13 protein-coding genes and 1 tRNA gene are annotated in these 10270 nt (G+C 61.7%); 4 read left to right on the forward strand and 10 right to left on the reverse strand.

The genetic code is table 11. The features are described 5' to 3' along the window. Positions 1-138 precede the first annotated feature (138 nt). The 8 genes from AC07XB_RS38440 to AC07XB_RS38475 form a co-directional block, all read right to left on the reverse strand. Entirely contained in the window at positions 139-1149 is a 1011-nt protein-coding gene (locus AC07XB_RS38440; protein WP_416048916.1) for an inorganic phosphate transporter, read from the reverse strand. A 13-nt stretch (positions 1150-1162) separates the two neighbouring features. After that, on the reverse strand, positions 1163-1789 hold the full coding sequence (locus AC07XB_RS38445) for a DUF47 domain-containing protein (protein WP_043347240.1): 627 nt from the start codon (positions 1787-1789) through the stop codon (positions 1163-1165). A 219-nt stretch (positions 1790-2008) separates the two neighbouring features. Further along, entirely contained in the window at positions 2009-3400 is a 1392-nt protein-coding gene (locus AC07XB_RS38450) for a replicative DNA helicase (RefSeq protein ID WP_043347242.1), read from the reverse strand. 256 nt (positions 3401-3656) lie between these two features. Continuing rightward, entirely contained in the window at positions 3657-4109 is a 453-nt protein-coding gene (rplI, locus tag AC07XB_RS38455; protein WP_150983655.1) for a 50S ribosomal protein L9, read from the reverse strand. Positions 4110-4140: 31 nt separating this feature from the next. Further along, on the reverse strand, positions 4141-4419 hold the full coding sequence (gene rpsR, locus AC07XB_RS38460; protein ID WP_006163606.1) for a 30S ribosomal protein S18: 279 nt from the start codon (positions 4417-4419) through the stop codon (positions 4141-4143). A gap of 3 nt (positions 4420-4422) precedes the next feature. Beyond that, on the reverse strand, positions 4423-4722 hold the full coding sequence (gene priB / locus AC07XB_RS38465; protein ID WP_043352030.1) for a primosomal replication protein N: 300 nt from the start codon (positions 4720-4722) through the stop codon (positions 4423-4425). A 74-nt stretch (positions 4723-4796) separates the two neighbouring features. Then, entirely contained in the window at positions 4797-5171 is a 375-nt protein-coding gene (gene rpsF / locus AC07XB_RS38470) for a 30S ribosomal protein S6 (RefSeq protein WP_006163598.1), read from the reverse strand. A gap of 101 nt (positions 5172-5272) precedes the next feature. Continuing rightward, positions 5273-6271 carry an asparaginase gene (locus AC07XB_RS38475; protein WP_492833098.1) on the reverse strand — a complete coding sequence of 333 codons (999 nt, stop codon included), beginning with the start codon at positions 6269-6271 and terminating at the stop codon, positions 5273-5275. A gap of 229 nt (positions 6272-6500) precedes the next feature. On the opposite strand from AC07XB_RS38475, the gene lexA reads away from it, so the two are divergent. The 3 genes from lexA to AC07XB_RS38490 all read left to right on the forward strand — a co-directional run bounded on the left by lexA (position 6501) and on the right by AC07XB_RS38490 (position 7616). Beyond that, on the forward strand, positions 6501-7157 hold the full coding sequence (lexA, locus tag AC07XB_RS38480; RefSeq protein ID WP_006163593.1) for a transcriptional repressor LexA: 657 nt from the start codon (positions 6501-6503) through the stop codon (positions 7155-7157). Between the two features lie 108 nt (positions 7158-7265). Beyond that, positions 7266-7436 carry a hypothetical protein gene (locus tag AC07XB_RS38485; RefSeq protein WP_170301734.1) on the forward strand — a complete coding sequence of 57 codons (171 nt, stop codon included), beginning with the start codon at positions 7266-7268 and terminating at the stop codon, positions 7434-7436. 104 nt (positions 7437-7540) lie between these two features. Next, positions 7541-7616: transfer RNA gene (locus AC07XB_RS38490), tRNA-His, on the forward strand. Between the two features lie 291 nt (positions 7617-7907). Here the strand turns inward: AC07XB_RS38490 and AC07XB_RS38495 are convergent. Both AC07XB_RS38495 and AC07XB_RS38500 read right to left on the reverse strand, forming a co-directional pair. Then, complete coding sequence (locus AC07XB_RS38495) at positions 7908-8186, reverse strand: hypothetical protein (RefSeq protein WP_492833100.1); 279 nt, start codon at positions 8184-8186, stop codon at positions 7908-7910. A gap of 2 nt (positions 8187-8188) precedes the next feature. Beyond that, positions 8189-8857, reverse strand: a complete 669-nt coding sequence (locus AC07XB_RS38500; RefSeq protein ID WP_492376376.1) for a class I SAM-dependent methyltransferase — start codon at positions 8855-8857, stop codon at positions 8189-8191. A 359-nt stretch (positions 8858-9216) separates the two neighbouring features. On the opposite strand from AC07XB_RS38500, the gene AC07XB_RS38505 reads away from it, so the two are divergent. Further along, on the forward strand, positions 9217-10158 hold the full coding sequence (locus AC07XB_RS38505; RefSeq protein ID WP_492376375.1) for a DUF808 domain-containing protein: 942 nt from the start codon (positions 9217-9219) through the stop codon (positions 10156-10158). Positions 10159-10270: the final 112 nt, after the last annotated feature.

Below are 10270 nucleotides of genomic sequence, written 5' to 3' on the forward strand. Positions count from 1 at the left end.
GACTTGGCCTGACGCCAGCACCGTCGCAAACAAAAAACCCCACACTCCGAAAAATGTGGGGTTCGTCAGCAATCTGAGCCAGGCATAGCGCCTGGCTTTTTGTTTGCTTGTCGAGCGAGAATCCGATGACCCGGAGGCTTAGAGGATCTGCCGGCCAATCCACCATGCGATGGCGGCCATGAAGGCGGATGCGGGAATCGTCAGCACCCAGGCCCAGACGATATTGCCGGCCACGCCCCAGCGCACCGCCGACATCTTCTGCACCGAGCCCACGCCGACAATGGCGCCGGTGATGGTATGGGTGGTCGACACCGGCACGCCCAGCGCCGAAGCAATGAACAGCGTGATCGCGCCGCCCGTCTCCGCGCAAAAGCCGCCTACCGGCTTGAGCTTGGTGATCTTCTGGCCCATGGTGCGCACGATGCGCCAGCCGCCAAACATGGTGCCCATGCCGATCGCCACGTAGCAGGAAACGATGACCCAGATCGGCGGCTCCGCACCGCCCTGCGCCACGTGGCCGCTGGCGATCAGCAACATCCAGATGATGCCGATGGTCTTCTGCGCGTCATTGCCGCCATGGCCCAGGCTGTACAGCGATGCCGAGACCAGTTGCAGCCTGCGGAACCAGCGATCGACCCGCGACGGCGGCGTACGGAAGAATGTCCAGGCCACGATCACCATCATCAGCGAGCCAAGCAGGAAGCCCAGCAGCGGCGAAATGACGATAAAAGCCACGGTCTTGAGAAGACCGCCGCCCACCAGTGCGCTGGTGCCGCTCTTGGCCACCGCAGCCCCAACCAAGCCACCGATCAGCGCGTGCGAGGACGACGAGGGAATGCCGTAGTACCAGGTGATCAGGTTCCAGGCAATGGCACCCATCAGGGCACCGAAGATCACGTAGTGATCGACGATGTTGACGTCGATCGTGCCAGTGCCGACGGTTGCCGCCACCTTCAGATGGAAGATGAAAATCGCCACCACATTGCACATGGCCGCCATGGCCACCGCGTGGTGCGGCTTGAGCACGCCCGTCGACACCACCGTGGCAATCGAGTTGGCGGCATCGTGAAAGCCGTTCATGAAATCGAACAGCAGGGCGAGAGCCACCAGCAGGCCAATGACCCACAGGCTCATTTGTATTGTTTGCATGCCGATTTGTGCCTCAGGCGTTTTCCAGGACGATGCCTTCGAGAATGTTGGCGACGTCCTCGCACTTGTCGGTAATGGTTTCGAGCTGTTCGTAGATCGCCTTCAGCTTGATCAGGCGCTTGACGTCCGTTTCGTCGCGGAACAGCTTGGACATGGCGGCGCGCATCACGCGATCAGCCTCGGACTCGAGCTGGTCGATCTGCTGCGCGGTCTTCAGGATGGCGCCGGCATTGCTCATGTCCTCGAGCAGGCCGACCGCGATCTTGACCTGGTCGCAACACTGCACGCAGATGGAGGCCAGCTTGCGCGCCTCATCGGTCAGGCTGGTCACGTCGTACAGCGAGATGGTTTCAGCCACGTCTTCCATCAGGTCGAGGATGTCGTCCATGGTGGTGATGAGCTTGTGGATCTCATCGCGGTCCAGCGGCGTGATGAAGGTCTTGTGCAGCAGGTCGATCGTGTCGTGCGTGATGCGGTCGGCTTTCTTTTCCGTGGCCTGCACGCGGCGAGCGTGGGCCTCGGCATTGGGCAGGTCGTTGACCAGCACTTCCAGCTCGCGGGCGGCGGTCACCGCGCAATCGGCATGCTGGTTGAAGTATTCGAAGAACTTGCCCTCAGTGGGCATGAATCGGCCGAACATGGAATGTTCCTTGTCGAAGCGCGGGGGCGCCGCGGGTAGTTACTGAATCAGGCGGATACGCATTAAACGACAGCCGCCCGAGGGCGGCTGTCATCAAAACGCAATATTTTACAGGTTTGTGCGGCGATGCCGGAGGACTTTGACGCGCGGCAGGCGCGATCGACTGTGGCCATGTGGCCACCGAGCCACGATGCCCGGCAAGCCGCGCCAAGACTGGCTTCAGTTGTCGTTGTCGAAGAAGGCGGGGCCACCGCTGAAGTTGTCGAACTTGGTGAACTGCCCCAGGAACGTCAGCCGCACGGTGCCAATCGGGCCATTACGCTGCTTGCCGATGATGATCTCGGACGTGCCCTTGTCCTGCGAATCGGGGTTGTAGACCTCGTCGCGGTAAATAAACAGGATCACGTCGGCATCCTGCTCGATAGCGCCGGATTCACGCAAGTCGGACATCACCGGGCGCTTGTTCGGACGCTGTTCCAGGCTTCGGTTCAGCTGGGACAGTGCAATCACCGGGCAGTTGAGTTCCTTGGCCAGGCCCTTGAGCGAGCGCGAGATTTCCGAGATTTCGGTGGCGCGGTTTTCGCCGCCACCCGAGCCCGACATCAGTTGCAGGTAATCGATGACGATCAGTCCGAGCTGGCCGCACTGGCGCGCCAGCCGGCGTGAACGGGCGCGCAGCTCCATCGAGCTCAGCGCCGGTGTTTCGTCGATGAACAATTGCGCATCGTTCATGCGCTGGATCGCGTGCGTGAGCCGCGGCCAGTCTTCGTCAAGCAGGCGGCCGGTACGCAGGCGGTGCTGGTCAAGCCGGCCGACCGAGCCCAGCATACGCATGGCCAGCTGCGTGCCCGCCATTTCCATCGAGAACACCGCCACCGGCAGGCCCTGCTCCACCGCCACGTGCTCGCCGATATTTAGCGAGAATGCGGTCTTACCCATGGAGGGGCGCCCCGCCACGATGATCAGGTCGCCGGCCTGCATGCCGCTGGTCATGCGATCCAGGTCGATAAAACCGGTAGGCACGCCGGTGACGTCGGTGCTCGAGTCACGGTGGTACAGCTCGTCGATGCGCTCGACCACCTGGGTCAGCAGCGGCTGGATTTCCTGGAACCCCTTTTGCCCGCGCGAGCCTTCCTCGGCGATGGCGAACACCTTGGATTCCGCCTCGTCGAGCAACTCCCGCACCTCGCGCCCTTTGGGGGCGAACGCCGCGGTAGCGATATCGTCGGCCACCGTCACCAGCTTGCGCAGCACCGAGCGCTCGCGCACGATCTCCGCATAGCGGCGGATATTGGCCGCGCTAGGCGTGTTCTGCGCCAGGGAATTCAGATAGGCCAGGCCGCCCACCTCTTCCGCCTTGCCAGCGCCTTGCAGCGACTCGTAGACGGTGATGACGTCGGCCGGCTTGGTAGCGGCGATCAACCGGGAGATGCTCTGGAAGATCATCCGGTGATCGAAGCGATAGAAATCGGCTTCGTTCAGGAAGTCGGCGATACGGTCCCAGGCGGCATTGTCCAGCAGCAGGCCACCCAGCACCGATTGCTCGGCCTCGATGGAATGCGGCGGTACCTTGAGATTGTCTAGTTGGGGGTCTGCGACAGGCGCGTTCATAGGGGGGGATTATAACGGTCGACGCCAGCGAGCCGGCGGAGAATTCGCAGCCGGCTGTTGGGGCATCCTGCCGTGTGACGGCGGGACAACCGGCCCCGCCCCGTAGCAGTCGGGCAATCAGGCAAGCAAGGGGCGCGGCCAAACAAAAAGGCAGGAGCGCGATGCTCCTGCCTTTTTGTTTGGTCAAGCAAGCGGCGCTGGCATCCGGCTCCCACCAGCCCGAAGGACAAGTGGAAACCGGCAGCAAGGCCGATGCTTAGGCGTGTTCGCCCAGGACGGAAACCGTCACGTCGACCAGCACGTCGGTGTGCAGCGAGACGCTGACCGGGTGGTCGCCAACAACCTTCAGCGGACCATTGGGCAGGCGCACTTGCGCCTTCTCGACCTTGAAGCCTTGGCCAGCCAGGGCTTCAGCGATGTCGGCGTTGGTCACCGAACCGAACAGGCGGCCGTCCACACCCGACTTCTGGGTGATCTGCACGGTCAGGCCATTCAGCTTTTCGCCTTCAGCTTGCGAAGCTGCCAGCTTTTCAGCGGCCGCCTTTTCCAGTTCGGCGCGCTTGACTTCGAACTCGCTGATAGCGGTCTGGGTAGCGCGGCGGGCCTTCTTGTTCGGGATCAGGAAGTTACGGGCGTAGCCGTCCTTCACGCGAACGATGTCACCCAGGTTGCCCAGGTTGATGACTTTTTCAAGCAGAATAATTTGCATCGTGTTTTCTCCTTAACGGACCTAGGGCCGATCAGTTCTTGTGCAGGTCGGTGTAGGGCATCAGCGCGAGGAAACGCGCGCGCTTGATGGCCGTGTCGAGCTGACGCTGATAGTGCGCCTTGGTGCCGGTCAGGCGGGCCGGCGTGATCTTGCCGTTGTCGCCGATGAAATCCTTCAGGGTGTCCAGATCCTTGTAGTCGATCTGTTCCACGCCAGCCACGGTGAAGCGGCAGAAGCGCTTGCGCTTGAACAGCGGGTTTTGCTGTTGGAAGCGCTTCTTGTTCTTGTTGTCACGTTTGACGAATGCCATGATTCAATCCTTTTCGAATGCTTTACATCCAGTGATGTGAAAGACGAGAGCCTTGCTGTTGCGGTGCCTGCGGGCCAGGAATCCTTCGCAGTCGAGCATCGCGCCGAGCGGAGTACGCTCAAGCCGCTGGCCGATCTGACCAATTCCCATGGCGGCGATGGCGAACTCCACCTGCCTGGGCGTTTGCGCCTCGACCGTCTCGCCCGCGTACTGCAAGATGCAGTTGACCACGGGGACCCCGGCCGGGGTGTAACGCAAGGCATCGCGTTCCGCGAGCGTTGCGCAGAGCCTTAACTGGTTCAACGCACTCTCCCGCACCGATGCCCGCACTTGCCGCCGCGGCGATCAACGCCGGCGGCAACCACAACAGTCCGCACTTAGGCGGCCTGGACTTCGCTGGTCTGTTGCGCGGCCTTGCGAGCTTCTTCGCGCTGCACTTCCTTCATCATCGGGGACGGTGCGGTTTCAGCCTTCTTGGTCTGAACGATGAGGTGGCGCAGCACTGCATCGTTGAACTTGAACGCGTGTTCGAGTTCAGCCAGGGTTTCCTTGCCGCATTCGATGTTCAGGCAAACGTAGTGAGCCTTGGCCAGCTTCTGGATCATGTAGGCCATCTGACGGCGACCCCAGTCTTCCACGCGGTGGATCTGGCCTTCCTGGGACGTGACCAGCGTCTTGTAACGCTCGATCATGGCCGGGACTTGTTCGCTCTGGTCCGGATGGACGATAAATACGATTTCGTAATGACGCATTGACGCTCCTTTTGGATAAGCTGCCCGAGCGCCATGTCCGGTGCAGCAAGGTTGAATAGCCTTAAAGTATAGCGTGCTTTTGCCATCCGGAGCAAGCCGCCTCAGTTTTCGGTGAATAGCGCCTGCAGCGCCGCCGGATCCTTTGCCAGTCCTGGCTCCCCAGCCAGAGCCAGCGCCAGGAGCACACGCGCCTTATAAGGATTGAGGTCGCCGGCCGAAACAAAAACGCCCGACGCCGGCCGGGGAGGCGCTGGAATCGCCACATGCCCCGCCCCTGTGCGCGAACTGCGCACCACTGCCACGCCGGCGCCGGCAGCATCCGTTAGCGCCTCCACCAGCGCCTGGTGAACCGACCCGTTGCCAGCAGCAGCCACGACCAGGCCCGACACGCCCGCCTGCGCCAAGGCATCCACCACGATCCGCCCCGGCTCCGCATAGCTAGCCACGATCTCGACCTGCGGCCATACGCAAGGGACCGGCCAGGCCTTGGCCGGCAAGCGCCCGGGGGTGCGCACAAAGCGCACGAGGTTGTCCTGAACAAAACCAATCGGCCCGGATACCGGCGACACAAACGCATTCACCGCCGATGTGTGCGCCTTCATCACGTCGCGCCCCGCGTGAATCTCCTGATTGATCACCAGCAGCACGCCCTTTGCCGTCGCGCCAGCATCCGCCGCTACGCGCACCGCATCCAGCAGGTTCAACGGGCCATCCGCCGACAACGAGGTCGACGGTCGCATCGCAGCCGTCAGCACAACTGGCACCCCACCCACGCAGGCCAGGTGCAGCAGCATGGCCGTCTCCTCCAGGGTATCGGTGCCGTGCGTAATGACGATGCCCGACACATCGGGCTGCGCAGACCAGAACGCCACGCGCTCCACCAGCCTGGACCAGAGCGCGAACGACATGTCCTTGCTATCTACCTGCGCAACCTGCTCGGCTTCGATCCGCGCCACCGTGCCCAGCGCCGGCACCGCATCGAGCAGCGCCGTCACCGGCACCGTCGCCGCCTGGTACTTCGCGCTGCTGGCTGGGTTGGAAGAAGAACCGGCAATGGTGCCGCCGGTAGCGAGCACGACGACACGAGGCAGGAGAGACATGGCGGAAATGAGCTCGGGAGCCCCAGAAAAGTTGAACAGTGCGCAACGCAAGACGCTTCAGGTGCCGCGGATTGTAACCCTCCGCCCACTCGCCACGGCACGCGCCAAGACCCGCGGGACGCACCTGTCAATGCGCAAACTCCCAAAAATTCCGCTTGCACTTCACTCGATACTGTATAAAATCACAGCATACTGTTTAAACATACAGTGCTTTCAAACACCGGCGACCATGGCGACCCTGACACCGCGACAGCAGCAGATTTTCGACTTGATCCGCAGCAGCCTCCAGCACACGGGCTTTCCGCCCACGCGCGCAGAGATCGCCGCCAAGTTTGGCTTCTCCTCACCCAATGCAGCCGAGGAACATTTACGTGCCCTGGCCCGCAAAGGCGTGATCGAGCTCACCCCCGGCGCCTCCCGCGGCATTCGCCTCAAGGTCTCCCGTAGCGACTCCGAGCTACCCGACCAGTTCTCCCTGCCTATGGCTGGCGTCATGCAGCTAACCCTGCCATTGGTCGGGCGCGTCGCAGCCGGCAGCCCGATCCTTGCCGCCGAACACATCGACCGCCAATACCAGGTCGACGCATCGGTGTTCGACGTGCAGCCCGACTACCTCCTCCGGGTGCGTGGTCTCAGCATGCGCGACGCCGGCATCCTCGATGGCGACCTGCTCGCCGTCAAGCGCGCCAGCGAAGCCGCCAACGGCAAGATCGTCGTCGCCCGCCTGGGCGACGACGTCACCGTCAAACGCCTCAACCGCCGCGGCGACACCATCGAGCTGATCGCCGAGAACCCCGACTTCCCCAGCATCATCGTGCAAGCCGGCCGCGAAGAGTTCTCACTAGAAGGCATCGCTGTCGGCCTCATCCGCCCCGGCGCCTTCTGACGAGTGCGGCTGAGGCGGGCGATCCCCGTACAAGCCGACACCCGATTGTGCCAACGCACCCGCGTAGCGGGTACCGCTAACTGTTGTTGCAAGTCACCAGGTGTAGCCATGCTGCCAGCCAACCGCCTCTCCGCCCGTCGCCCCGTCAAGCCCGTGCCCTTTCGCCAATCAAAAGGCGTGCGCATCTACCAGGGCGCGCAACGACGCACCATGGTTGGCAGCATGGCCGCTATCTGCCGAATGCTCGAGCTGGAGGAATCCTCCAAGCTGGCCGGTTAAACAGGTGGCACTAAAAAAATTTGTGCAGAGTACTAGCCATCCGGCTTTTGGCATTGTATGATCTTGTTCTTCGTCGTTCGGCACCAAGCAGAACGACATCGACGGTGGCTGTAGCTCAGTTGGTAGAGTCCAGGATTGTGATTCCTGTCGTCGTGGGTTCGAGTCCCATCAGCCACCCCAGAATTCTTATTAGTATCAACGGCTTACGCTTTACCTAGTCGTTTCACGATACGAACTTTCCCACGGAAAGCGAAATTTTCCCACGGCGCCCTTGGCGCCGTTTTCGTTTTCTGCACTCGCGCGCGCCAAGATCCCTTCTTCCCCCTCTTGCTGTGGCCCACAGCGGTGGATTATTGCTGCCCACGCGCGAGAGTGGCCTCTGCCCCTCCAGCTGGGCTTTGGTGCCGGACTGCCAGCCTTGGGGTCATCGACGAGGGCTCGCGAGTTCGGGGGGCGCGCCCGACGGCTCAATTAATCGGCAAGAGGAAAGCCGAAGACATCCCGCTCCAGGTCTTGCTCGAATGCCACCGTCCATGCGGCCCCAGCTCCGCCAGGATAGCGCCGAGCCTCGCCGCCGGCTACACGGGCGACGATGACCTCCCGCAAGATACGATTCGGCCCGCCGCTCAACGGAGTGCCTTCCTCCGCAGCCACATCGAAGTCCTCTCGTACAAATCCATGCAGTGCGCAAGCCGACTCGAAACCCTCGCGCTCATCCACTGGCAGTTCGTGGAATAATTTTTGAACCATGGCTATCTCCCAAAGCCTCGCCCGGATCCGGGCATGAGCATTTCGGACATCCCGGGACCGCTCGGCCATGCCATCTGCAAGGCAATCACGCTCCAGGAAATCGAGTCCCGGCCCTGCGTATCCTTACGCTGCCCGCAGTAGCTTTCGGTCAAGCCAACCGCTCGGCCAAGCGCCAGCGTCTCATCGGCAGAAACGTCGAACATCCTTCGACCTCGGGGAATAGGTCCGTGGCGGAGCGACATGATGATCGTGGCGCCCGGCGCTAGCAGCTCCGCGATCGAGTTCATCGCAATGGGTCGTTCGGTGGCATCCAGATGCATCCATACTGCAGTCAGGAGTATCAGCTCAAAATGCTCTCGCCTGGATCGCATCGCCGACAGGTGTGGCAGTGAATCATCCACCCACTCGATCGGCAATGCCGCGTGAATGCGTTGCCCCTCTCGACGCAATTCGCCCGTGGGTTCCACGGCCACAACCCGATGTCCCAAGCGGGCGAGCGCGGCCGCATCGCGGCCTGACCCTGCTCCGATATCCAGAATATTGCTGAGCTCACGTGGAAATAGGTGCAGTACGTCTCGGTGGATATCGTCGAACTGGAGGCTCTCGTACTGCTGCACCAATGCGGCCGCGTTCTCGCCATATCCGGCAGTACTTGCTGCTGCTTTTCTCATTCATGTCCCCTTCTCACTCCCAATGGGGGCGCTTCTGTGCTCATGTTCGGCAAGAGAGGCAGCGTGCCCCCCACCGACGGCGGATAGCAAGCAGGCGTGTAGTTTGGCATATTTCAATTACTCGTTGCTTGACCCCGACGAGACTTCCCGTAGACCGCCCTGCTATCCCGCCGGCGGTCTTTTTTTTTGACGGATGCCCCAGGCGGCTCCGATTCACATCCTGAATTGCCAGCCCCCTAGAGGCGCGACGCCGGAATGGCGATGGTTCGCATCGCTTGCGACGCCTGTGGCACAGTATCGCGCTATGCGCCCTCCGTGCGACGGGGTGCTTTCCTTACGTCTACTTGGGAACCTTGGATATGGCCGGCACCAGCCTGCTTCTGCTGATCGACGACATCGCCTCCATCCTCGACGATGTAGCCACCATGAGTAAAGTTGCGGTCAAGAAAACAGCCGGCGTACTAGGCGACGACCTGGCCTTGAATGCGCAGCAGGTCAGCGGCGTGAAGGCAGAGCGCGAATTACCCGTTGTGTGGGCTGTAGCGTTGGGGTCCTTTCGCAACAAGGTGATTCTGGTGCCGGCAGCTCTGGCGATCAGCGCTGCCGTGCCCGCAGCCATCGTGCCACTGCTGATGGCTGGCGGCGCCTTTCTTTGCTACGAGGGATTCGAGAAGATTGCGCACCGTTTCCTGCATAGCGATTCCACTCAGGGGCAAACCGATTCCGAAGCGTCACAAGCGGCAAATCCCGAGACGGATATGGCTGCCTATGAGCAAGCCAAGATTCGCGGTGCGGTGCGCACTGATTTCATCCTGTCGGCGGAGATCATCGTGATCTCGCTCGGGACGGTATCCGGTGCGACATTCGGCACCCAGGTGGCCGTGTTGTCGACCATCTCTTTGATCATGACAGTGGGCGTCTACGGCCTGGTGGCGGGCATCGTCAAGTTGGACGATGCTGGCCTGTATCTTAGCCAGAAGGCTTCCGCCGGCGCGCGAGCCATTGGCCGCGGCATCCTGCGCCTGGCGCCTTGGTTGATGCGCACGCTGTCCATGATCGGCACAGCGGCGATGTTCCTGGTGGGGGGCGGGATTCTGGTTCACGGTATTCCTGCCGTGCATCATCTGGCAGGGCCCACGACTGAGATGCTGGCTGGGGTACCTATGATCGGAGCAGGCCTGGGAATGCTAGGCCCGGCATTGATCAATGCACTGACGGGCATCGTAGCGGGTGCACTGGTCACGGCTATAGTCGCCATTGCGAAACTTGGCATGCGCGCCCTGCGACCATCGGCGAGCTAATTTATTTCTTGCTTTCGAGATATTCGAAAGCAGATGCCGCAAAAGCAAAACCCCCCAGTACTTTCGTACTGGGGGGTTTCAAGGGAGAGCCTGGCGATTACCTACTTTCACA

It is taken from the genome of Cupriavidus sp. GW821-FHT02F09 (assembly GCF_059421605.1).

What these genes read in the sequence shown, in the direction of transcription:
- AC07XB_RS38440 (WP_416048916.1), bottom strand. Translation starts at nt 1,149, where the DNA reads ATGCAAACAATACAAATGAGCCTGTGGGTCATTGGCCTGCTGGTGGCT.
- AC07XB_RS38445 (WP_043347240.1), bottom strand. Translation starts at nt 1,789, where the DNA reads ATGTTCGGCCGATTCATGCCCACTGAGGGCAAGTTCTTCGAATACTTC.
- AC07XB_RS38450 (WP_043347242.1), bottom strand. Translation starts at nt 3,400, where the DNA reads ATGAACGCGCCTGTCGCAGACCCCCAACTAGACAATCTCAAGGTACCG.
- rplI (WP_150983655.1), bottom strand. Translation starts at nt 4,109, where the DNA reads ATGCAAATTATTCTGCTTGAAAAAGTCATCAACCTGGGCAACCTGGGT.
- rpsR (WP_006163606.1), bottom strand. Translation starts at nt 4,419, where the DNA reads ATGGCATTCGTCAAACGTGACAACAAGAACAAGAAGCGCTTCCAACAG.
- rpsF (WP_006163598.1), bottom strand. Translation starts at nt 5,171, where the DNA reads ATGCGTCATTACGAAATCGTATTTATCGTCCATCCGGACCAGAGCGAA.
- AC07XB_RS38475 (WP_492833098.1), bottom strand. Translation starts at nt 6,271, where the DNA reads ATGTCTCTCCTGCCTCGTGTCGTCGTGCTCGCTACCGGCGGCACCATT.
- lexA (WP_006163593.1), top strand. Translation starts at nt 6,501, where the DNA reads ATGGCGACCCTGACACCGCGACAGCAGCAGATTTTCGACTTGATCCGC.
- AC07XB_RS38485 (WP_170301734.1), top strand. Translation starts at nt 7,266, where the DNA reads ATGCTGCCAGCCAACCGCCTCTCCGCCCGTCGCCCCGTCAAGCCCGTG.
- AC07XB_RS38495 (WP_492833100.1), bottom strand. Translation starts at nt 8,186, where the DNA reads ATGGTTCAAAAATTATTCCACGAACTGCCAGTGGATGAGCGCGAGGGT.
- AC07XB_RS38500 (WP_492376376.1), bottom strand. Translation starts at nt 8,857, where the DNA reads ATGAGAAAAGCAGCAGCAAGTACTGCCGGATATGGCGAGAACGCGGCC.
- AC07XB_RS38505 (WP_492376375.1), top strand. Translation starts at nt 9,217, where the DNA reads ATGGCCGGCACCAGCCTGCTTCTGCTGATCGACGACATCGCCTCCATC.